The sequence below is a fragment of the Mesorhizobium sp. Ca11 genome (genome assembly GCF_020165275.1).
Lineage (GTDB): Bacteria > Pseudomonadota > Alphaproteobacteria > Rhizobiales > Rhizobiaceae > Mesorhizobium.
In genome coordinates, this window is the sequence record NZ_JAIUHU010000018.1 from 1 (window position 1) to 21,031 (window position 21,031).

At 64.5% G+C, this 21,031-nt stretch carries 26 protein-coding genes; 9 read left to right on the forward strand and 17 right to left on the reverse strand.

Annotation, left to right across the window (positions count from 1 at the left end; all coding sequences use genetic code 11):
• Nucleotides 1-214 precede the first annotated feature (214 nt).
• The 4 genes from LB538_RS24965 to LB538_RS24980 all read right to left on the reverse strand — a co-directional run bounded on the left by LB538_RS24965 (nt 215) and on the right by LB538_RS24980 (nt 5,089).
• Nucleotides 215-1,150 (reverse strand): helix-turn-helix domain-containing GNAT family N-acetyltransferase, encoded by a 936-nt coding sequence (locus LB538_RS24965; protein ID WP_224531094.1) that lies wholly within the window; start codon nt 1,148-1,150, stop codon nt 215-217.
• 326 nt (nt 1,151-1,476) lie between these two features.
• Nucleotides 1,477-2,613 (reverse strand): alanine racemase, encoded by a 1,137-nt coding sequence (locus LB538_RS24970; protein ID WP_224531091.1) that lies wholly within the window; start codon nt 2,611-2,613, stop codon nt 1,477-1,479.
• On the reverse strand, nt 2,610-3,890 hold the full coding sequence (locus tag LB538_RS24975; RefSeq protein WP_224531088.1) for a D-arabinono-1,4-lactone oxidase: 1,281 nt from the start codon (nt 3,888-3,890) through the stop codon (nt 2,610-2,612). Before LB538_RS24975 ends, LB538_RS24970 begins: the two co-directional genes overlap by 4 nt.
• Before the next feature lie 14 nt (nt 3,891-3,904).
• Nucleotides 3,905-5,089 carry an MFS transporter gene (locus LB538_RS24980; RefSeq protein WP_224531077.1) on the reverse strand — a complete coding sequence of 395 codons (1,185 nt, stop codon included), beginning with the start codon at nt 5,087-5,089 and terminating at the stop codon, nt 3,905-3,907.
• Nucleotides 5,090-5,208: 119 nt separating this feature from the next.
• On the opposite strand from LB538_RS24980, the gene LB538_RS24985 reads away from it, so the two are divergent.
• Nucleotides 5,209-5,835 (forward strand): TetR/AcrR family transcriptional regulator, encoded by a 627-nt coding sequence (locus LB538_RS24985; protein ID WP_224531075.1) that lies wholly within the window; start codon nt 5,209-5,211, stop codon nt 5,833-5,835.
• A 33-nt stretch (nt 5,836-5,868) separates the two neighbouring features.
• Here LB538_RS24985 and LB538_RS24990 read toward each other — a convergent pair whose 3' ends face one another.
• Nucleotides 5,869-6,768: a LysR family transcriptional regulator gene (locus tag LB538_RS24990; RefSeq protein ID WP_095768457.1), complete on the reverse strand. Its 900-nt coding sequence runs from the start codon at nt 6,766-6,768 to the stop codon at nt 5,869-5,871.
• A gap of 104 nt (nt 6,769-6,872) precedes the next feature.
• Here LB538_RS24990 and LB538_RS24995 point away from each other — a divergent pair, with 104 nt between their 5' ends.
• Entirely contained in the window at nt 6,873-7,634 is a 762-nt protein-coding gene (locus tag LB538_RS24995) for an SDR family NAD(P)-dependent oxidoreductase (RefSeq protein WP_224531072.1), read from the forward strand.
• A gap of 8 nt (nt 7,635-7,642) precedes the next feature.
• Here the strand turns inward: LB538_RS24995 and LB538_RS25000 are convergent, their stop codons facing one another.
• Nucleotides 7,643-8,494 (reverse strand): hypothetical protein, encoded by an 852-nt coding sequence (locus LB538_RS25000; RefSeq protein ID WP_224531069.1) that lies wholly within the window; start codon nt 8,492-8,494, stop codon nt 7,643-7,645.
• 72 nt (nt 8,495-8,566) lie between these two features.
• Here LB538_RS25000 and LB538_RS25005 point away from each other — a divergent pair, with 72 nt between their 5' ends.
• The 3 genes from LB538_RS25005 (at nt 8,567) to groL (ending at nt 11,611) form a co-directional block, all read left to right on the forward strand.
• The gene (locus LB538_RS25005) at nt 8,567-9,367 is read left to right on the forward strand and encodes a class I SAM-dependent methyltransferase (protein ID WP_224531066.1); all 801 of its coding nucleotides are present in this window, start codon (nt 8,567-8,569) and stop codon (nt 9,365-9,367) included.
• A gap of 228 nt (nt 9,368-9,595) precedes the next feature.
• Nucleotides 9,596-9,892, forward strand: coding sequence for a co-chaperone GroES (gene groES, locus LB538_RS25010; RefSeq protein ID WP_010915433.1), 297 nt, complete (start codon nt 9,596-9,598; stop codon nt 9,890-9,892).
• Between the two features lie 63 nt (nt 9,893-9,955).
• Complete coding sequence (gene groL / locus LB538_RS25015) at nt 9,956-11,611, forward strand: chaperonin GroEL (protein WP_224531064.1); 1,656 nt, start codon at nt 9,956-9,958, stop codon at nt 11,609-11,611.
• 78 nt (nt 11,612-11,689) lie between these two features.
• On the opposite strand, the gene LB538_RS25020 is transcribed toward groL, so the two are convergent.
• Nucleotides 11,690-12,298 (reverse strand): TetR/AcrR family transcriptional regulator, encoded by a 609-nt coding sequence (locus tag LB538_RS25020; RefSeq protein ID WP_224531058.1) that lies wholly within the window; start codon nt 12,296-12,298, stop codon nt 11,690-11,692.
• 114 nt (nt 12,299-12,412) lie between these two features.
• Between LB538_RS25020 and LB538_RS25025 the strand changes: the two genes are divergently transcribed.
• The 3 genes from LB538_RS25025 to LB538_RS25035 are packed head-to-tail and all read left to right on the forward strand — an operon-like array spanning nt 12,413 to nt 14,301.
• A complete protein-coding gene (locus tag LB538_RS25025; RefSeq protein WP_224531055.1) occupies nt 12,413-13,423 on the forward strand; it encodes a zinc-dependent alcohol dehydrogenase family protein in 1,011 nt (336 codons plus the stop codon).
• Between the two features lie 37 nt (nt 13,424-13,460).
• Nucleotides 13,461-13,895 carry an OsmC family protein gene (locus tag LB538_RS25030; protein ID WP_224531052.1) on the forward strand — a complete coding sequence of 145 codons (435 nt, stop codon included), beginning with the start codon at nt 13,461-13,463 and terminating at the stop codon, nt 13,893-13,895.
• 19 nt (nt 13,896-13,914) lie between these two features.
• Entirely contained in the window at nt 13,915-14,301 is a 387-nt protein-coding gene (locus tag LB538_RS25035; protein WP_224531050.1) for a nuclear transport factor 2 family protein, read from the forward strand.
• Here LB538_RS25035 and LB538_RS25040 read toward each other — a convergent pair.
• The 8 genes from LB538_RS25040 to LB538_RS25075 all read right to left on the reverse strand — a co-directional run bounded on the left by LB538_RS25040 (nt 14,298) and on the right by LB538_RS25075 (nt 18,702).
• Nucleotides 14,298-14,696 carry a RidA family protein gene (locus LB538_RS25040; protein WP_224531047.1) on the reverse strand — a complete coding sequence of 133 codons (399 nt, stop codon included), beginning with the start codon at nt 14,694-14,696 and terminating at the stop codon, nt 14,298-14,300. The genes LB538_RS25035 and LB538_RS25040 overlap by 4 nt on opposite strands.
• A 119-nt stretch (nt 14,697-14,815) precedes the next feature.
• Entirely contained in the window at nt 14,816-15,427 is a 612-nt protein-coding gene (locus tag LB538_RS25045; protein ID WP_140727569.1) for a LysE family translocator, read from the reverse strand.
• 101 nt (nt 15,428-15,528) lie between these two features.
• Complete coding sequence (locus LB538_RS25050; protein ID WP_095768507.1) at nt 15,529-15,867, reverse strand: YkgJ family cysteine cluster protein; 339 nt, start codon at nt 15,865-15,867, stop codon at nt 15,529-15,531.
• A gap of 44 nt (nt 15,868-15,911) precedes the next feature.
• Nucleotides 15,912-16,070 (reverse strand): hypothetical protein, encoded by a 159-nt coding sequence (locus LB538_RS25055; protein WP_224531045.1) that lies wholly within the window; start codon nt 16,068-16,070, stop codon nt 15,912-15,914.
• Nucleotide 16,071: 1 nt separating this feature from the next.
• Nucleotides 16,072-16,479, reverse strand: coding sequence for a hypothetical protein (locus LB538_RS25060; protein WP_318011881.1), 408 nt, complete (start codon nt 16,477-16,479; stop codon nt 16,072-16,074).
• A 277-nt stretch (nt 16,480-16,756) separates the two neighbouring features.
• Nucleotides 16,757-17,605 (reverse strand): SDR family NAD(P)-dependent oxidoreductase, encoded by an 849-nt coding sequence (locus LB538_RS25065; protein ID WP_224531040.1) that lies wholly within the window; start codon nt 17,603-17,605, stop codon nt 16,757-16,759.
• 104 nt (nt 17,606-17,709) lie between these two features.
• Nucleotides 17,710-18,369, reverse strand: a complete 660-nt coding sequence (locus LB538_RS25070; RefSeq protein ID WP_224531037.1) for a glutathione S-transferase family protein — start codon at nt 18,367-18,369, stop codon at nt 17,710-17,712.
• Nucleotides 18,370-18,387: 18 nt separating this feature from the next.
• The gene (locus tag LB538_RS25075) at nt 18,388-18,702 is read right to left on the reverse strand and encodes a hypothetical protein (RefSeq protein WP_224531035.1); all 315 of its coding nucleotides are present in this window, start codon (nt 18,700-18,702) and stop codon (nt 18,388-18,390) included.
• Between the two features lie 184 nt (nt 18,703-18,886).
• On the opposite strand from LB538_RS25075, the gene LB538_RS25080 reads away from it, so the two are divergent.
• Nucleotides 18,887-19,054 carry a CsbD family protein gene (locus LB538_RS25080; protein WP_224531034.1) on the forward strand — a complete coding sequence of 56 codons (168 nt, stop codon included), beginning with the start codon at nt 18,887-18,889 and terminating at the stop codon, nt 19,052-19,054.
• A gap of 54 nt (nt 19,055-19,108) precedes the next feature.
• Here LB538_RS25080 and LB538_RS25085 read toward each other — a convergent pair whose 3' ends face one another.
• Together LB538_RS25085 and LB538_RS25090 are read right to left on the reverse strand one after the other, a co-directional pair.
• Nucleotides 19,109-20,233 carry a metallophosphoesterase gene (locus tag LB538_RS25085; protein WP_224531032.1) on the reverse strand — a complete coding sequence of 375 codons (1,125 nt, stop codon included), beginning with the start codon at nt 20,231-20,233 and terminating at the stop codon, nt 19,109-19,111.
• A 50-nt stretch (nt 20,234-20,283) separates the two neighbouring features.
• The gene (locus LB538_RS25090; protein WP_224531029.1) at nt 20,284-20,931 is read right to left on the reverse strand and encodes a TetR/AcrR family transcriptional regulator; all 648 of its coding nucleotides are present in this window, start codon (nt 20,929-20,931) and stop codon (nt 20,284-20,286) included.
• Between the last annotated feature and the right edge of the window lie 100 nt (nt 20,932-21,031).

The window sequence follows — 21,031 nt, forward strand, 5'->3', positions numbered from 1 at the left end:
GTCTGCTTCACAGCCATCGCGATTCCCTCCGAGCTTCCTCTCAGAGAATCATAACCAGCCAATTACGCAACAGGCCCCCCTGTGGGAGAAGGTGGATCGGCGCGCAAGCGCCGAGACGGATGAGGGGTGTTCCAGCGGAGTGAGACGTTGGCATTCCCTGGAGCACCCCGCGCCTTCGGCGACACCTTCTTCCACAAGGGGAGAAGGAAAAGCGCTAAAGCTCGAGGTTCCACGTTTGCCCGACAAGATCCTTGCCGAAGGAATGGTGGCGTTCCTCGTCGACCAGCCTGAAGCCCGCGGCCTGATAGATGCGGCGGGCCGAGCTCAATATGTCGTTGGTCCAGAGCGTCAGCGTCTTGTAGCTCTTGGCTCGAGCAAAGGTGATGCATTCGTCGACCAGCCGCCGGCCAATGCCAAGGCCGCGCGCCGACGGCTCGACATAGAGCAGCCTGAGCTTCGCGACCTTGGGCGATTTGCGCATGACGAAGACCGAGCCGACCACCTCGCCTTCGCGCTCGGCGATCCAGCTGCGCTCCCATTGCGGGACGAAATTCTTGACGAACTCGCCGAGGATCTCTGCGACCAGCGCCTCGTAAGTTTCGTCCCAGCCATAGTCCTGCGCGTAGATGAGGCCTTGACGGTGCGTGATCCAGCCGATGTCGCCGACCTGCAGCGGCCGCAGAATATAGGGAACCTTGGCTTCAGGTCTGTCGCCGAGCAGGTCCTGCACGGCGCGCATGGCCTTGACCAGCCGGTCCTGGTCGGCCGGGGCCAGCCGATCGAGCAGCGCGCGCACCTGGTCGTGCGAATCCTGGTTGAGAGGCGCGAAGGCCTCTCTGCCGGCCTGCGTCAGCGCGATCGAGGCGCGGCGCGCGTCGGTCTCACTAGCTTCGCGTCCGACCAGGCCGCGCTCCTCGAATTTCTTCAACAGCCGGCTGACATAGCCGGGGTCGAGGCCGAGGTCGCGCACCAGGTCGCTTGCGACCAGCCCATCGCGATGGGCGAGCTCGTAAAGCACCCGCGCCTCGGTCAGCGAGAACGGACTTTTCAGCAGGCCCTCGTCGAGCAGGCCGAGTTGGCGGGTATAGAAGCGGTTGAAGGCGCGCACACTATCAATGCGCTCCTTGCCGGGATGGTCGTGGATGGTCATGGGAAGTCCTCCTGTCATGGACAAGATCAACCATTTAGTTGACTGAGTCAATGAAATGATCACCGCGCCTTCGTCATTCCAGGGCGGAGCAAGGAGCGAAGCGACGCGCGCAGACCCTGGAATCCATGCCGTTACCTACGATCGATACAACGGTGCGGACCCTGACGCCAAAACGCTGGCATAGGATACCTTCTTCTGCGCCGTATTCGTTCTTCGGCAGGTGGAACGGAATGGATTCTAGGGTCTCCGCTCCGCTTCGCGTCGCTCCGCCCTAGAATGACGACGTCACGGTAGCCGGCGCTAGTCGCGAGCGTCTGAAGCGCCTCTCAACCCAACGGCAGCACTGGCCAAAACTCCACAATACGCCCGGCCGAGAACACAGCGATCGCCCCGAAATGCTGCAGCACCGCCTCGCTCTGCGTCGGCCGCAGGAAGGCATAGTCGCCGGGCTTCACATCTGCGCCCGCCGGCAGGCCCATGAATTGCTGGTTGGACGACAGGCCGATCAATCCGTTCGGTTTCATGCCTCCGGGAAACACCGGCTCGGCCATCCATTTGCCGCCATAAAGGTAGCAGCCCTTGCGCGGGAAGAGGCCAAGCGCCTGCAGCGCCCTGGAAACCGCCGGCGGGCCGGGCAGCATCGGATCGAGCGCCTTGAGGATCGGCGTGGCGATAAAGGCCGCCGGCTGGAAGCCCTCCAAGCCAGGCGTGTCGAAATCCTTTGGCAGCACGAAGGCCGAGCCGATCGACACTTCGTTGGCGACGCCGCCGCCATGCAGCAGCGCGGTCTTGGAGCCGCCGATGTTGAGGATGCGGCGCTGGTCCGGATCGAGGACGGCGGCAAAATCGGCGGCTTTTGCAGAGGCCTGCTTCAGCGCCTTGGCCGCGCCCCCGAACAGGCCCGGTATCTCCGGCGCATGCGCCTCATAGGCCATGATGCCGTCGCAGAGCAGACCTTTTGGAATCGTGATCGCGTTAATCTCGGCGGGATCACGAAAACCGCCGCGATGCAGGCCGACATCCACCTCGAAAGCGAAGCGCAATTCTGTGTTGAGCGCGGCAGCGAGCGCGCCATATTCCGCCAGCCGTTCCGGCGTGTCGATCAGCCAGCAGACGCGCGACCACCAGCCGGCGCCACCCCTGGTCAGCGCACCCTTGGCGGCACCCACCGGCATCGGCTTGCCGTAGAGAAGATCGCCCTCGGAAAACGCGTCAAGCACGGCCTGCGTCAACTGCGGATGGAAGGTCATAAAGCGATTGGTGGCAAGCGCCTTGGCGATGTGCGAAAGCAGCGGCACGCAAGGCAGCGACTTGTCGACCAGCCGCACGTCAAGGCCCGGCGCCAGCCTTTGCTTCACCAGCGCGATGTTGCCGTCCAGCCGGTCGCAATCGAGGACAAGGCAGGGCCGGAAAATCTCGGCGGCCATCAATGCATCGGCCAGGGCGGCGAAATAGGCGCTCATTGTTGGATGCCGAACAGGCCGGCCATGTAGGGCGAGACGAAACGGTTTTGCGGATCGATGTCGCGCCGCACCGCCATCGCATCGTCCCAGCGCGGATAAAGCTTCTTGAAGTCCGCCGCCTTCAGGCTGTGCATCTTGCCCCAATGCGGCCTGCCGCCATACTTGCGGAAAATGGGTTCGGCGGCGCGCATGAAAGGTAGCGGATCATTCGCCGCATCGTGGTGGATTGCGATCGAGCAGGTCAGCCTCTTGTAGAATGGCGAAAGCCAGAATTCGTCGGCCGCCACCGAGCGCACCTCGATCGGGAAATAGACTTCCGGGAAATGCTTTTCCGTAAGCGCAATGATCTCGGCCAACGCCTTGGGACCTTCCTCGTAAGGCAGGTGATACTCCATCTCGTTGAATTTGGTGCGACGCTCGCTGGCGTAGACGTTGAGCCAGTCCTGCACATAGTCTTCCGCCGGCACCTTCCTCACCGCCCCTCTGATCAACGCGCGGCGCAACCGCGGCAGCCAGTGCAACGCGGTCCGAAGCTTGCGTAAAGTCGCCAGCCCTTCCTCGTCGTCCTCGGTCGGCCGCATAGTCGGCGCCGCGTCGCTGAGATCGCTGGCGATGAACTGGGCGTAGCCGGAGAACGGGATGTAGTAGAACTCGGCCGAGCGATGCGCGGCCATCATCATCTCGAAGTTTTTGAGCATGTCGCCGATCGGCAGCACCCATTTGCGGCGGCGCAGCCGATAGGTGGCGATGTTGTTCATCGCCACTTCGGTCAGCACGCCGAAGGCGCCTAGCGCGACGCCCGTGGCGTGGATCATGTCCAGGTCGTCTGCTCGGCTGAACTCGCGCAGCTCGCCTTGCCCATCGATGAGCTGCAGCGCCTCGAGTTGCGTGTGATAGGCGCCGAGCGTCGGGCCCGACCCATGCGTTGCCGTGCCCAGCGCGCCGCCGATCGCCTGGCGGTCGATGTCGCCCATGTTGGGCAGGCCTTGGCCGATGTCCTGCAGGATGTGCATCAAGGCGCCGAGCCGCGTGCCTGCCCTCACCCGCGCCCGGTTGTTCGCGGCATCGTGCGAGACCAGCCCCTCGATCTTCTCCAGCGAGACGATGGTGCCGTCGGACTGAACCAGCGGCGTGAAGGAATGGCCGGCGCCGGCGACGCGCAGCGGACCGGGTGCCGAGCGCACCAGTTCGGCCAACTCGCCGGCATCGGCCGGCGCCGCGATCAATTTCGGGCAAGCCGTGACGAAGCCGGACCAGTTGCTCCACGCGGTTGCCATCTTGACCCCTTTGCTCAGACCCGGCCGCGCCGCCGCGCGACCAGCACGAAAATGCCGAGCAAAAGCACGCTCGCCAAAGCGGCGGCGGCGGCGAATTCGGGTACGGGCCGGAAGTCCGCGCCGTCGATCAGCAGCGAAGCGGCGACCGGGCCGATGGCGAGGCCGAAGAGCTGGGCGGCCGGCACCAGCAGCACCGCGGTGCGCGTCTCGTCGGCGGTGATCGCCAGCCGGATCTGGTAAGGCACGATGAAGAGCAGGATGAAGCCCATCACCAGCGCCACGGCCCAGAACACCGAAAGACCCGGGCCGGACGCAAGCAGCAGCGAGCTGATCGCCGCGACGATCGTGATGACAGTGATGGCAAAACGATAGTCGATGCGCGCCTCGAAGCTTGTCGCGGTCATCGCGCCGAGCACCTGCGCGGCAAGGCTCGCCGAAACCATCAAGCCGACGGTGCGGCCATCGATGCCGAACTGTGCGCCGATGGGCTCGAGAAAAGCCCAGATGGCGCCGAAGAACATGAAATAGCAGAAGATCGACAGCAGCGCGGCGATCGCCGGCACGGTCGCCACGTTGGCGAACTGTTCTTGCTTGGGCAGGTCGGCATAGTCGTCGGGCACGGTCCATGCCACGACGAGCGAAAGCAGACAGACGATGCCGAGCGAGATGAAGCCGCCGGCCGAGCCCGCTCTCGGCACGGCAAAGAGCGCGAGGATCAGCGCCAGCGCGCATTGCGCCAAGGTCTGCAGCGTGACGAAGTAGCCGCCGATGCGCTCGGCCCGGCGCGAGCGGGCGATCAGCTCGGTCGCCACGGCGACAAGCCCGCCCTCCGCGAGGCCGGCCAGCGTGCGCGCGCCGATCAGCGCATTGGGGCTGCCGGCATAAGCGGTCCAGACATTGGCGAGCGCGAGCAGGACGAGCAGCACCGTGCTCTTCCAGCGCATGTTCCTGGCGGGAAGCAACATCGCCACGACGCCCGAGCCGATCGCTATCGCGATCATCTCGGCGGTGGCGACCAGCGCAAGCTCGTCGCCGGTGACGTGACCTTCGCTGTAGAGCGCACCGAGCAGCACCGGCTGCAGTCCGAGGATGAGGAGGCCGACCGAGCCGATCCACAGCGCCGAGGCCAGCTGCAGGCCCGTCGGATTGCCGACAAGCCAATCGCCATTTTCCGCTTGCACGGCTTGCGATGCAGTCACGAGGCGCTCTCCCTTGCAGCTCGCTCGAAAAACTGACAAGTTGTCAGCATTTGGCGAAACTGATACTTGATCATGTTTCTTGTCAACCGCGAGTTCGCGGCTTTCACGAGATTTGGCGCATGACGCAGACAAGGCGAACAGCGACGGAACCGCGGCGCAGGCCGAAGCAGGAGCGCAGCCGCGAGCGCATCGACGCGATCCTCGCCACGACCATGCGACTGATCGGCGAGAAGGGCATCGACGCGGTGACGATGAAGGAAGTCGGCGCGCTGGCCGGCGGGCCGATCGCTACCGTCTATCATTACTTCCCCAGCAAGTCGGCGATCCTGGCGATGCTCTATGAGCGGTTCTCCGAGGAAAGCCGCGCACGCTTCGGCGCGATCATCGCCAGGATAGCCCGGCTGGATGACGTGACCGCCGCGGCCGACCAGCTGCTCGACGATTATCATGCCCGTGTCGCCGCGGACCCAGCCATCCAGGACCTGCAGAACGCCATCCAGGCCGACAAGGCGCTGCAGCATCTCGACATCGCCGAGACGAGGCAACAGGCGAAGATGTTCTGCGATAAGGTCGGGCCGATCCTCCAAGCGGAGCAGCGCGAGGCGTTCGGACGTGTCGTGTTCCTGATCTTCCAGCTCGCCGGCAGCGTCGTGCGGCTGGCGCTGACACAGGACGAAGCGGAGGGACGGAGGACGATCGAGGATTATCGGTCGATCATCCATACGCAGTTGAAGCTGTTTTTGTAGCCGACGCCATACTCGGGGCCGCGCCTGGCTGCCTCAGCCCGCTTCCAGCTTCGGCCCCAGAATCTCCACCAGCCAATCCACAAACACTCTCACCCTTGGCGAAAGCTGGCGGCTCGGCGGATAAAGCACCGAGATCGGCGTCGGCGTCGGCGGATTGTCCGGCAGCACCTCGACCAGCCGGCCCGCTTCGATGTCGGCGGCGAAGCGGCGGCGCGGCGCCTGGTAGAGGCCGAAACCCTGGCGCACGAGCGTGGCGGCGGTGTCGGAATTGGAGACGGTGACGCGCGACGGCAGCACGATCTCGCGGATCTTTCCATCGACTGTGAACTCCAGCGGCATCACCTGGCCGGTGCGGGACGAGACGAAGCCGATCATGACGTGCCCGGCAAGCTCGTCCAGAGTGCGCGGCAGGCCGTAGCGCTCGACATAGGCGACGCTGGCAACCGTCGCCTCGCGCGCCATGCCGATGCGGCGCGCGATCATGTCGCTGTCGGGCAGCGTGCCGGCGCGGACCACGCAATCGACGCCTTCGCGCACCAGGTCGACGAAGCGGTCGCCCTCGCCGATATGCACGCTGAGCCCGGGATAGCGGGCGAGCAGCGCCGGCAGTTCCGGAATGACGAAGGTGCGGGCCATGTTGCCGTTGATGTCGATGCTCAGACGTCCGCGCACCTCATGCGCGCCGAAGCTGCCCTCGGCATCCTCGATGTCGGCGAGGATGCCGATGCAGCGCTGGTAATAGGCCTCGCCGTCCAGCGTCGTGGTGACGTGGCGCGTTGTGCGCCTCAGCAATTGTACGCCGAGCCGCTCCTCGAGCTGCTTGATCGCGGCGGTGGCGCTGGAGCGCGGCAGGCCGAGATCGGCGGCGGCCGCGGTGAAGCTGCGCCGTTCCACAACGCGAGTGAAGAGCCGCATGCTGTCGAACCGGTCCATCGCCGATTGTTCGCACAGACTGAATAGTGTTGGCAATCCATGGCCGATTATATCGATCAGGCAGGCGAGTATATGCATCTCCATCCAAAAGAAGGAGATTCGCCATGACCACTCGTCCCATTGCTCTCATCACCGGCGGCAGCCGCGGCCTCGGCCGCAACACCGCGATCCACCTTGCCCGGAGGGGCGTCGACGTCATCGTCACCTATCGCTCGCGCGCCGACGAGGCGAAGAGCGCAATCGCCGAGATCGAGGCTGCCGGCGGTCGAGCAGCGGCGCTTGAGCTCGACGCCGGCGCCGTCGCCAGCTTCCCGGCTTTCATTGCGGCGTTGAAGAAGACCCTCAAGGACACCTGGCAGCGCGACCGCTTCGACTATCTCGTCAACAATGCCGGCACCGGCCTGCGCAAGATGATCGCCGAAACGACGGAAGAGGAATTCGACACGCTGATGAACACCCATCTGAAGGGCGTGTTCTTCCTCACCCAGGCGCTGCTGCCGCTGATCAATGATGGCGGACGCATCATCAACATCTCGAGCGGGCTCGCCCGCTTTGCTGCTCCCGGATCGTCGGCCTATGCGATGATGAAGGGCGGCATCGAGGTGTTCACGCGCTACCTCGCCAAGGAGCTCGGCCGGCGCGGCATCACCGCCAACACCGTGGCGCCCGGCGCGATCGCCACGGACTTCAATGGCGGCCATGTGCGCGACAATGCCGAGATCAACCGCATGGTGGCCGGCGTCACCGCGCTCGGCCGCGTCGGCGTCCCCGACGATATCGGGCCGATGATCGCCTCGCTGCTCTCCGACGACAATCGCTGGGTCAACGCCCAGCGCATCGAGGTGTCTGGGGGCATGAATATCTAGACGATCGGTCACTTGACCTGGCGGATCAGTCCTTCGAAGCCGTCGGCAAGATTGGCATTGCCGGCGGCGATGAAGCTCGACAGGTTCCTGGCACGCCCAGGGGTCTTGTTGGCATCGAGCAGCACCGCCCTGCCCTCATGCATGACGAAGTCGAACTTGCCGTAATCGAAGCCGAGCTGGCGCCGCAGCGCGCGCAGCTCGTCCGGCACGGGCACCGCCTCGCGGCGGATGGTGTCGTCGCCCTTGACCAGGCTCTGCGGCGAGACATGACGGGTGCAGCGCTCGCGCTCGCCGCAGAACAGCCAGAAGCGGGCGCCAAAACCGTCCGGCTCCGGCTCGGGAATGAATTTCTCGACGACCAGATCCCGGCGTTCGAAGACCGCGCCCGGAACATCGGCGAGCGAGGCATGGATCTCGTATTTTTCGAAGGCTTGGACGCCGGGAAACGGCTCCGGCCTGCCGGCTCGCCGCGCGCGCCGGTTCAGCTGCTGTTCCGGCGTTCCCCGATGGTTGAGGCTGCTCTTGACGATGACCTGTCCCTGCCAGTCGTCGCCTTGGCCAATCACGGCGCCGCTGACGCGGCGTTTCGAGATGTCGGCGGCCCCAAGATTGAGGCAGAAGGGAAAGCGGCGCGCATAGTCGACATAATCGGGCGGCGTCACGGTCGCGTCGAGATGCAGCACCGCGATGTCGGCGGCCGGCTTCGCCGATGTGCCGCGCAGGACCCGCACCGAATGGCCGCGGCGCTTCAGCTCCTCCAGCAGGTCGAAGAGCATATACGGGCTGTCACGGCGCAGCAGCAGCCCGCGCCGGGTCTGGAAGCGGTCTTGTTCATGCGTGATGACGGCGATGCGTGCCATGCGCCCCACTTGGCTTATCATGCGCCTTCGATTATGCGACGAACACAATGCCCTAACCGATACAGGGTTTGCATGACCGAGCACTGGAATGCAATTCGCAAGCACTGGCAGTTGCTCGGCTCGCCGCTGCGGCCGCCGGCTCAGGTGGTCGAGGCCTACGAACGTGAGCTCGAGCTTTCGCAATCGCACGTCGTCATGCTCGGCGTGACGCCCGAGCTCGCCGGGCTCGGCGCCACGATGACGGCGGTCGACGAGTCTCCCGACATGATTGCCGGCATCTGGCCGGGCGACACCGATATGCGCAAGGCGGTGCAGGGCGACTGGTTCGACTTGCCGTTTCCCGGCGCGAGCATCGAAGCGCTGATCGGCGATGGATGTCTCTCCGTCATCGGCGCCGCTGACCTCAGACGCACGCTGTTCGCGTCGATTGCGCGTTCACTCAAATCCGTCGGCCGTGCCGCCATCAGGCTTTATGCTTCCCCCGGAACTCCAGACGACCCGAAGGATGTCCGCGCCCTGGCGCTGAGCGGCGGCGTCTCGACCTTCCATGAACTCAAATGGCGCGTGGCAATGACCGCCATCGGCGGAGCGCCTGATTACACGATACCGGTGAGGGGCATCCTCGAACAATTCGACAGGATGTTTCCCGACCGCGAGGAGCTGTCGGCTCGAACCGGGTGGGAGCTGCCGACCATCGGGACCATCGACGTCTACCGGAACTCGTCCGTCGTCTACAGCTTCGCCCCGGCGGCAGCGCTGATCAAGGAAGCCCAGACCTTCTTCGATGATGTCCGGCTGGCCCCGACCGGCACATACGGGCTCGCAGAACGCTGCCCGTTGCTGGTGCTGCGTTCGCCGAAGGGCCTGGACTGACGGGCGGGTTGCTCGTCGGCGCCTCGCGATGGCCGGTGCATTTCGGCCTTGCGTCTCGCACGAGAAAAATTTCGCGCCGCTGCCCCGTTGCGCGCGCCTTGACTCCGGCAACCCAGCGGCCTATCTCAGCGCCACGTTAGCACTCGCCTTTGGTGAGTGCTAACTTATATCCGGCGGCCTCGCCGGATGGAGGAACAGTTCTCACCGTTCTCATTCGAGGAAGAAAACATGGCAAAGTCCAAGTTCCGCCCGCTTCATGACCGCGTGGTCGTTCGCCGGGTCGAATCCGAATCCAAGACCGCCGGCGGGATCATCATCCCGGATACGGCGAAGGAGAAGCCGCAGGAAGGCGAGATCATCGCCGTCGGCTCCGGTGCCCGTGACGAAAGCGGCAAGCTCGTGCCGCTGGACGTCAAGGCCGGCGACCGCATCCTGTTCGGCAAGTGGTCGGGCACTGAAGTCAAGCTCAATGGCGAAGACCTTCTGATCATGAAGGAATCCGACATCATGGGCATCATCGGCTGATCATCGGCCTCACCTGAATCTTCATCTTCGGGCTCTTCCCGAGCCCCTGCCAGGAGCTAAAACATGGCTGCCAAAGACGTAAAATTCTCCCGCGATGCCCGTGAGCGCATGCTGCGCGGTGTCAACATCCTCGCCGACGCGGTGAAGGTCACCCTCGGCCCCAAGGGCCGCAACGTCGTCATCGACAAGTCGTTCGGCGCCCCGCGCATCACCAAGGACGGCGTCACCGTCGCCAAGGAAATCGAGCTTGAGGACAAGTTCGAGAACATGGGCGCCCAGATGGTCCGCGAAGTCGCTTCGAAGACCAACGACATCGCCGGCGACGGCACCACGACCGCAACGGTCCTGGCGCAGTCGATCGTCCAGGAAGGCCACAAGGCGGTCGCCGCCGGCATGAACCCGATGGACCTGAAGCGCGGCATCGACCTCGCCGTCACCGAAGTCGTCACGGCGCTCGGCAAGGCCGCCAAGAAGATCAAGACTTCCGAGGAAGTCGCCCAGGTCGGCACGATCTCGGCCAATGGCGACGAGTCGGTCGGCAGGATGATCGCGGAAGCGATGCAGAAGGTCGGCAACGAAGGCGTCATCACCGTCGAGGAAGCCAAGACCGCCGAGACCGAGTTGGAAGTCGTGGAAGGCATGCAGTTCGACCGCGGCTACCTGTCGCCCTACTTCGTCACCAACGCTGACAAGATGGTCGCCGATCTCGAGGACGCCTACATCCTGCTGCACGAGAAGAAGCTGTCCAACCTGCAGGCCATGCTGCCGGTCCTGGAAGCCGTCGTCCAGACCTCTAAGCCGCTGCTCATCATCTCGGAAGACGTCGAAGGCGAGGCTCTGGCCACGCTGGTCGTCAACAAGCTGCGCGGCGGCCTGAAGATCGCCGCCGTCAAGGCGCCGGGCTTCGGCGACCGCCGCAAGGCCATGCTGGAAGACATCGCCATCCTCACCGGCGGCCAGGTCATCTCGGAAGACCTCGGCATCAAGCTCGAGAATGTCGGCCTCAACATGCTCGGCCGCGCCAAGAAGGTGTCGATCTCCAAGGAGAACACCACCATCGTCGACGGCGCCGGCAAGAAGGCCGAGATCCAGGGCCGCGTCGCCCAGATCAAGCAGCAGATCGAGGAGACCACCTCGGACTACGACAAGGAGAAGCTGCAGGAACGTCTGGCGAAGCTCGCCGGCGGCGTTGCCGTGATCCGCGTCGGCGGTGCGACCGAAGTGGAAGTCAAGGAAAAGAAGGACCGCGTCGATGACGCCCTGAACGCGACCCGCGCGGCCGTGGAAGAAGGCATCGTCGCCGGCGGTGGCGTCGCGCTTCTGCGCGCTTCGGGCAACCTCAAGGCCACCGGCGCCAACTCCGACCAGGCCGCCGGCATCAACATCGTGCGTCGCGCGCTGCAGGCTCCGGCCCGCCAGATCGCGGCCAACGCCGGTGCGGAAGCCTCGATCGTCGCTGGCAAGATCCTCGACAACAAGGGCGCGACCTTCGGCTACAACGCCCAGACTGGCGAGTATGGCGACATGATCGCCATGGGCATCGTCGATCCGGTCAAGGTCGTGCGCACGGCTCTCCAGGACGCGGCCTCGGTCGCCGGCCTGCTGGTCACCACCGAAGCCATGATCGCCGAAGCTCCCAAGAAGGAGTCGGCTGGCGGCGGCATGCCTGGCGGCATGGGCGGCGGCGGCATGGGCGGCATGGGCGGCATGGACTTCTAAATCCAGGCTACCAAGCCAATGCATACGAAAGGGCGCCGAAAGGCGCCCTTTTTGTTTTGCATTTGGAGATCCGAGTCCTCAGGCGGCACTCTCCGCCTGCCGTGCCGCCTTGCCAGCCAGCACCGCCTGCTCGACCAGCGCCGCGACCTCGTCGGCCACAGCCTGGACCGGCGTACGATCGCGGGTGGCGCGGGCGATCACCATCAGGCCTTCGAGCGAGGATTCGACCAGCAGCGCCAGCGCCTGCGCGCGCCGCTCCGGCACCCCTGCCCGCATGAAAGCCTGGCGCAGCAGCCCGATCCACTGCTCAAAGGCTGAGCGGCAGATTTCAACCAGGTCCGGAACATCGTTCGGCGCGTCGAGCACCACCGGCGCGACAGGACAGCCGAGCGAGAATTCGTTCTCCTCCAGCATGCGGGCGACCGACTGGTAGATGTGGTGGACGGCAACGGCGGGATCGCTTTCCTCCAACAGCGCGGCGCCCAGCCGCTCCGTCACGTCGGCGACACTGGCGCGCGTCACCTCGACGACCAGTTGGTCCTTGCCGCCCGGGAAATGGAAATAGAGCGAGCCGCGCGGTGCTGCGCTGGCGCTTAGAATGTCGTTCAGCGACGTGCCGTGATAGCCGCGCTTGCGGATGAGCAGCGCCGTCGCCTCGATCATGCGGGTGCGTGTGTCAGTCGCCACGTCGACCTCTCAAAATGTCAACCTTTGTCAGGAGCGCGCATTATAGGGCTTGCCCCGAGTATGACAATCGGTCTACATAATATGTAAATCGGTCTACATATATCGGAGGCGAAGATGCGGACTTATCGGCTCGATGAATTCGGCGACATCGAGGGGCTGGTCATGCGCAAGGAAGCGCTGCCCAAGCCGGGTGCAAACCAGATCCTGGTACGAGTGCGCGCCGCCTCGCTCAACCGCCGCGACACGATGATCCTCAACGGCACCTATCCTTTGGCACCCCGCGCGGGCATCGTGCCGCTGAGCTACGGTGCCGGCGAAGTCGTGGCCGCCGGCGACGGCGTCACTCGCTTTGCCGTCGGCGACCGCATCACCGGCAGCTACTTCGCGCGCTGGATCGACGGCCGCATCCATCCGGGCGTAATCGACCAGCTCGGCTGCACACTGGACGGCATGCTCTCAGAATATGCGCTGCTTGACGAGCAATGGGCGGTGCGACTGCCGGACCATCTTTCCTGGCAGGAGGCTGCGACCTTCACCTGCGCCGGGCTGACCGCTTGGAGCGCGCTGACGCACGCCGAGATTCCGAAGCCGGGGCAATGGGTTCTCACCATTGGCTCAGGTGGTGTTGCGTTGTTTGCCTTGCAGTTCGCCAAGCTCATGGGCTGCCGTGTGGCCGCTGTCACCTCGCGGGCGGAGAAGACCGACAGGCTGCGGGCGCTCGGCGCCGACCTCGTCGTCGCGGCAGCCGAGACACCGGAATGGGGCATGAAGCTGCGCGAGGCGACTGGCGGCATCGACCTGGTCGTCGAAACCGGCGGCCCGGCGACTTTTGCGCATTCGCTGATCGCCAGCACGCTTCACGGGCGCATCGTGCTGCTCACCGTGCAGGACCGCGACGGCAAGTCGGTCGAAATTCCGGGCGCCGTCTATCAGCGCAGCCTGGTCACCATCGGCCGTCTCTTTGTCGGCAGCCGCAACGGGCTCGAGGCGATGCTTGCCGCGGTCGCCACGCACCGGCTGAGACCGATCATCGACAAGGTCTTCCCCTTCGCCGAGGCGCGCGAGGCCTACCGCCATTTCCAGCTGGGCGACGTCTTCGGCAAGGTCGTCATCGACGGCGCGTGACCATCATGCTTTCCCGCAAACAGAAAGGAGATCAGCCATGACAATCCGCGAAGCCTCGGCCCAATGGCAAGGAACAGTCAAGGAAGGATCCGGCCGGCTGCGGCTGGGCAGCGGAGTGTTCGAAAGCGCCTATTCCTTCCCGTCGCGCTTCGAGAGCGGCCCGGGCACCAATCCGGAAGAGCTGATTGCGGCCGCCCATGCCGGCTGCTTTTCGATGGCGCTTACCGCCATTCTCGGCGCCGAAGGCCACACGGCCGAGAGCATCCACACCATCGCCAAGGTGCATCTCGGCGCGACCACGGCCGGGCCGACGATCACCCGCATCGAGCTCGAAACTCAGGCGCGCATCGCCGGCATATCGGCCGAGGATTTCGAGCGGCTGGCGCAAAAGGCCAAGGCGGCCTGTCTCGTCTCGCGCGCGCTGGCCGGCGTCGCCACCGTCACGCTCAAGGCGAGCCTCGTAGCTCAATGAAACGACAGGAGAAGATCAAATGACCCATGAACACATCATCGACATCGCCGCGGCCAAACGCTCCGCCGAGACGGCGGAAATCATGCGGCGCTACAACGACGTCTTCCAGCGCCACGACCCTTCGGCACTGAACGAACTGGTGGCGCAGGACTGCGTGATCGAGAACACCACGCCGGCGCCCGACGGCGCCCGCCGCACCGGCAAGGCGGCTTGCGTCGAATTGTGGTCGGCGATCGCCACCGGACCCGGTACCCGCTTCGACATCGAAGAGACGTTCGTCGCCGGCGACCGCGCCACGATCCGCTGGCGCTTCTGGATGGCCGACGGCAGGTCGCTGCGCGGCGTCAACCTGATGCGTGTCGCCGATGGGCAAATCGTCGAGGCGATGGGCTATGTGAAAGGCTAGGCGTCGACCACCGCAACCGCATCGACCTCGATCAGATATCCAGGCGACAGGCTGGCCACTCCCAACACGACGTTGGCCGGCTTGTGGTCCCCGAACAGAGCCACGCGGGCGGCATCGATGATCGGGTAATGGTCATCGAGCCGGTAACCGACGACGTAGATCGTGATCTTCGCCACGTCGTTCGGACGGGCGCCTGCGGCGGCAATAGCCCGACCGAGATTGGCGAACACCTGGCGCGTTTGAGCCGTGAAATCACCTTCGCCGACAAGCTTGCCGTTTAAGTCTTCAGGTTCCTGGCCGGCGATAAATATCAGCCTGGTGCCCTTCGCCACGACGACTTGGCTGTATGTGTCAGGCTTGGGCAGATCCTGGGGATTGATGCACTCAAGCGTCATTGCGACCGCCTTTCTTGCTCGGATTTCCGGCCTTCCTCGGATTTCTGGATCTCTCGAGCCCCATTAGCCCAAAGCTCCCCCGAGGCGACATGGGCTATGTAGAGGGCTGGCGCCAAAGGCTACCGATCGGCAAGCGCCAGCTTCGCGCCGAGCATGACGAACGCGGCGGCAAAGCTGCGGCGCATCCATGTCAGCACCTTCGGCCGCGACACGATATGGCTGCGCACCGATGCCGCGAAGACGCCGTAGATGGCGAAGACGACGAACGTCATCAGCATGAAGACGCCGGAGAGCTCCAGCATCTTGGGCAGCGCGTGCGGCTCGGTGGTGCTGACGAATTGTGGCAGGAAGGCAAAGAAGAAGATCGACAGTTTCGGGTTCAGGATGTTGATCAGGATGCCCGAGGTGATCGTTCTGGCGGTCGAGCGCGGCGCGGCGTCCTCGTCGATGCTGAGGCCGCCTTTTTCCTTCAATGTGTTCCAGGCCATGTAGAGCAGATAGGCGACACCGAGATATTTCAGCGTCTCGAAGGCGACGGCGCTTGTGTGCAGCACTGCAGCGAGGCCGGTGATGGCGGCCGCCATATGTGGGATGATGCCAAGCGTGCAGGCGAAGGCCGCGACAATTGAGGCGCGCGCGCCGCGCGAGAGGCCGGCGCCAAGCGTGTAAATGACGCCGGTGCCGGGCGAAGCCACGATGATCAACGAAGTCAACAGGAATTCAATGCTCATGGATTTCCTCCGCTGCCCTGCCCGGCGGGAAGGTACCGGGGGGCGTGCAACAGGGCAAGCGGGGCGCTTTTCCTCGCCCCCGCGATGCGGGGGCAAGGAAACTAGCTGACCGCCAGCCCATGCGCCGCCCTCGCCATCAGGCAGTCGCCGCCGCCGGGCATGCAGGCCCGGCAGACGTCGGGGCGCAGCTCGTAGATGCCGCAGGCCGTGTGCTTGCCTACCTCGCCGGTGAGCGCCGAGCATCGGCCGCCCTCGCAACGCATGCCGGACTGGTCGGCCGCTACCAGCTCGGCCGGGATGCGGTCGAGCTGCTCATCCTCCTCGGTCGAAAAACGCGGCCAGTCTGCCGAGTAGGAGCAGCAGGCGCCGCAGCTCTGACAGTCGAAGACGGCGACCGCGCCGCCATCCTCGTCGACAGACACAGAGGACTGACCGAGCAGGCCGAGCGGCCCGGCTGTGCGACCGCCGTCCTGCGGCAAGAGCGCTACTTCTTCCTGGTCTTGCGCGCCGGCGCTTCGGCCGGCGACTTGAACAGATCAGTCGCAACCTCTGCGGGCGCATCCGGCTTTGCCGCCGGCTTGGCTGGCTGGGCCGCGGCGGGCGGAGCTGCCGGCCGGTCCTTGGCGGAGAATTTTATGGCCATGTCAGTCCTCGTCAGAAAAGCGCGATGATGGCGCATTCGGATTGCGCAAGCGGCCGATCAGCGCCGAGACCGCCGTGATGTTCATTTCCTCGGGCGACCAGTTCCTGGCGTCCTCGATGTGGTGCGGCGCCAGCTCACGATGCGTGCTGCCGCTGTAGGCGGCATCCTGATAGCTGGTGCGTTGACGGGTCTTGGCGTCTTCCCGCACATACTCAATCAGATAGTTCGGGGCTTCGGCGCGGCCGCGCACGCCAACGCGCACCTGGGCATCGCCATGCGCGCGCTTGCAGCGTTCGAGCCTTTCCAGCACTCGGCGAACATATTCGATCGGCTTGTCAAGGGTGTCGACCATATCGGCGATGGTCGCATCGGCGGCGATCGGCGTAGATGACACGCGTTTGGCGGCCATCAGCGTGTGCCTGCCGGTTTCGGCAAAGCCTGCCCACATGATTCATTCGAGCTAGCGGTCAAAATCTTCTCCTGCCCGCAGGTTGATGCCGAAATGGCAGAGCGTCTTTCGGCCATGACCATGCACAAAGCAACATGGCGCCGGATTAAATTGCGGACGCCCGCATCCCTGGCCTTGCAGCATTCTTATCACATCGCGGCGGACGTTGGGGCTATCCGCAAAAAAGGGCAAAAAATTCGTCGGCTGCGGAACCAATCTCGTGGCGGGCCGTTTTCACTCAAGCCGTCGGCAATTCACGAGCAATCGAGAACGGTTGACGGCAAAAGCGCCTCCCGCGCCATAGCAAGCGCGAGAGGCGTTTTCTGTTGTTCACCGCTCCTGATCGGTCGGACGGATAAGTATCTCGTTGACATTGACCCTCGGCGGCTGGCTTGACGGCATAGAAAATCGCGTTCGCAATGTCTTCCGCGGTCAGCGCTTCCATCGTGGCGAGACGGTGTTCGAGTCCGGCCTTGGATTGCAGGTTGGTGATATGATCGCCGAGTTCGGTACGCACAAGGCCCGGCTCGACGACGGTGACGCGCACCTTGTCGGCATAGACCTCGCGGCGCAGCGATTCCGAAAAAGCCACCACCCCGAACTTTGTCGCCGCATAGCCGCTGGCGCCGGGATTTGCGACCCGGCCGGCGACCGAGGAGACGTTGACGATATGACCCTTTGAAGCCTTCAGGTGCGGCAGCGCCGCCTTGGTGGTCGCCATCAGACCGATAAGGTTGAGCTCGATCATCTGGCGCCAGTCGTCTAGATAGGCTTCGGCCGCGGGAGCAAGCAGCATCACACCGGCATTGTTGACGAGGATATCGAGCCGTCCCCATTCGGATACGACCTTGTCGACCATAGCGGTGATGTCGCCGGGCTTGGCGATGTCGGCTTCAATGGCGAGCGCGACGCCATCGCCGTGTTCGATGCGCGCAACCAATGCTTCGAGGCGATCGGCACGACGGGCGGCGACCGCGACTTTCGCGCCGGCCGCGGCAAGGACCGCGGCGGTGGCCTCGCCGATGCCGGACGAAGCGCCGGTGACGAGCGCGACTTTGCCCGTGAGTGGTGAATTTGCGGTTGTCATGAGAAATCTCCAGGAGCCCGGCCCGCCCTTCACATAGGCCGCGCCGCCGGGGCTTGAAGACCCCCATCAGAGCAGTCGACGCAATTTGCCGAGTCGACCCGGGCTCAATCCTGTTCGTGCGGCCCGGGCTCCGGCCAGGGCTCCCTGGCGGCTTCCGCATACCAGTGCCGCATCGCGGGCGCCGCCAAGACCGCGTCGACATAGGCGCGGGTGACGGGCGCCAGTTCGCCGCCATAGGTGTCGAAGCGCGTCACCACCGGCGCATACATGGCATCGGCCGCGGTGAAATGGCCGAACAGGAACGGGCCGCCTTCGCCATATTGCTCGCGGCACTGGCGCCAGATCGCTTCGATCCTCGCCCGCTGCGCCTCGCCCTCGGCATCGAGCGGCTTATGGGATTTCGGCCGGCGCAGGTTCATCGGCCAGCCGTAGCGGACCTCGCGGAAGCCCGAATGCATTTCCGTCGCCACCGAGCGCGCCAGTTGACGGGCGCCGAGATCGGTCGGCCAGAGCCTTTTTTCCGGATAGAGATCGGCCAGATATTCAAGGATGGCAAGCGTTTCCCAGACGATCCTTCCATTGTGATTCAAGACCGGCACGAGGCCGGTCGGCGACACCTTGGCGAGGTTGGCCGCCGTCTCGGACGTGCGCAGCCGCACGAAGCTTTCCTCAAAAGGGATATCCAGGTGCCTCATCGCCACCCATGGCCGCAGCGACCATGAGGAAAAGCACTTGTTGCCGATATAGAGGGTGAACTCCGCCAAGACCGTCTCCTGATGATGTCAATTCGCTGCGGCCGTCATGATCGCCGCCGGCCTGACGCCGGCGCGGGCCTGAATCGCAGCGACCGCTGCCTTTATGTCGGGGTTGACCTCGATCGCCTTGCGGCCGGCCTCGATCGCGAGATCTACCTGATCGATCGGCAGCCGCAGCCTGGTCGGGATCTCGTTGAGCTTCGTCTGCACCGCCGGATCGACATCGGCGACGGGAATGTAGGTGGGCGACGGGTGGCCGACTTCTGTGCTCAGCACGTTGATCGGCCCGACATCGTCGGCGACGGCCACCAGAACTGCGACAAAGGCCACACGAAGACGCAAACTCGTTTCCCCCAGGACTGCCCTCTCCGCAGCCGCGGCAGACCCTAACCGGATTGCGTTATCCGATGCAACCGCACCGAGAGAGAGATCGCCGCGGCCTGGAACCCAAACGGATCCGGCACGTTGTCAGACCCGGATGCGGTTCTCGTGTCCAGTTTCCCTTCCAGACCCAGGAGATGCGCGCATGGTGAACAGGGATCAGGTCGCCGGTATCGCCAAGCAGATGAAGGGCTCAGTCAAGCAAACGGCCGGCAAGGCCACCGGCAACAAGCGGACCCAGGCTGAAGGCATCGCCGGCAAGATGCAGAAGGCTTATGGCGACGTGAAGGAGAAGGTTCGCAAAGCGTTCTGAGGCCGTCTTGTCTTGATGGCGAGATAGGCAACAGGCCGCCGCGAGGCGGCCTTTTCATGTCTGGAATTGCTTGGCGAAAGCGTTAGTGAAGACGATCTCGCCATGGTCACCGGCCGCCTCGCCCAACACCGCATCCATGTTGCCGGCAGTGACCCTGGCTAGCGCGAAGCCGCCCATATAGGCCGCCTTCGGCTTGATGATGTCGAGCCCGTCACGCTGGTAGATCATCGGCACTTCGTGCTGGTGGCCGTGGAAGACGGCAATCACATTGTAGCCCTTGATCGCGGTCACCAGCGCCTGGCGGTCGGCCTCGCCCCACCAATGCGGGCGGCCGGAGCCATCGTGATCATAGGTGCGTTTCACCGGATCCCAGCGCTCCGTAGAGAAAGAGTCCCAGCCATAATGCTGGAACAGGACGACCGGCCGGCCGTCGCCGGCATAAGTGGCGAGGTCCTGCTTCAGCCAAGGCAGGCTGCTTGGCGCGCCATGGCCGGTATCGCCGGCGAAGCGGTGCATCTGGACGAGATGCAGGCCGCCCCAGTCCCAGGAATAGCAGTCGGTATCGACGTCGTATTCGGTAGCGGGGACCGGCGGCTTGAAGAACACGCCGGGCCGATGGTTGACCTCGACATAATCGCGCAATTCGCGGCGATACCAATCGACGTGCGGCGGCGAGCCGTTCTGGTCGAGATCATGATTGCCGAGCCCGACATAGACCGGGATGTGGATCCGGTCCGGCCCGACACCTTCCTGATAGCGCTTGGAGAACTGCAGAAGCTGCGTGCCTTCGCTGGGCTCCGTGACCTGGCCGCCGCCATCGTCGGTGATGTCGCCGCCGGTGACGAGGCCGAGCGGCGTGCCGATACGGGTGCCGGCCGAATGCAGGCCAGTGGCAACGCCGTCGATCTCGGCCGGCCACTTCTTGTCGGCAATCGCGTTCAAGGCCGCGACGTTGCGCAGAAGTGCTGCATCGGTCTTGCCTTCCTGCAGGCAGTTGGGACTGAGCCCGTTCGCCATGCGGCAGGCATGAATATCGGCGATGAAGAGGAAAGTGGCGTCGATCGGCTGGATGCGCCTGCCGGTCTGGCCGAAGGCGACGCGAGGCAGCGCGCCGGCAGCAGCGAGACCTCCGGCGATGAAGACGCGGCGCGAAACAGTTGCTGGCGAAGAGCGATTCATCGTCACCCGATTAAACACCCTCGGACCGCCTCCCTCTGTCCTGACAGCGTTTATCGCAACAGCACCCTGCGGCGTCGTCTCGTTGCCAATCCGCCCGAAGACGGATGCACGCTTTCCAGCCCCCTCAAACACTCGCGCAACACCCCCGCATCCTGCGATGTCTTGGCCATCGACATGGCGCCGGAATAAGCAGCCACCGCAAGCGCGGCGAAGCGGTCGGGATCGGTCCCACCCTCCCCGCCGTCCTGCTGGTCGGCTCGGATCTTGTCGGCGATCGCCCTCCGCCAGCCGGCGAAAATCTTGGCAAGCGCCAGGCGAAACTCGTCGTCGGCCAGCGACAGTTCATGCGCCAGATTGTTGAGCGGGCAGCCGCGGACATAGCCCTGTCGCTCTAGCTCCGCAGCCACCGCCTCGAACACGGCCCGCACGCCTTCGCGGGCCGATGACGCCGCCAGCATCGGGTCGATCCAGGTCTTCTGGACCGCCGCCGCCACTCGTTCCTCGATCACTGCGAGCGCCAGCGCCTTCTTGGTCGGGAAATGGTGGTGCAGCGCGCCGCCGGTGACGCCGGCCGCCGCCATCAGATCGCCGAGGCTCGATGCGTGATAGCCGCGCGCCTGGAAGGCGCCTTCCGCCACGTCGAGGACGCGCCGGCGCATGCCTTCCGGATCGTTGGTGCGCTTTTTGCCTATCGCCATCTCCGCCTTCTCCCCTTGTGGGAGAAGGGAAGAAGATAGCAGATTGACAAAACAGGACAACCGGTCTGTTTATAAACAGGACGATCACCCTGTTTTGCGA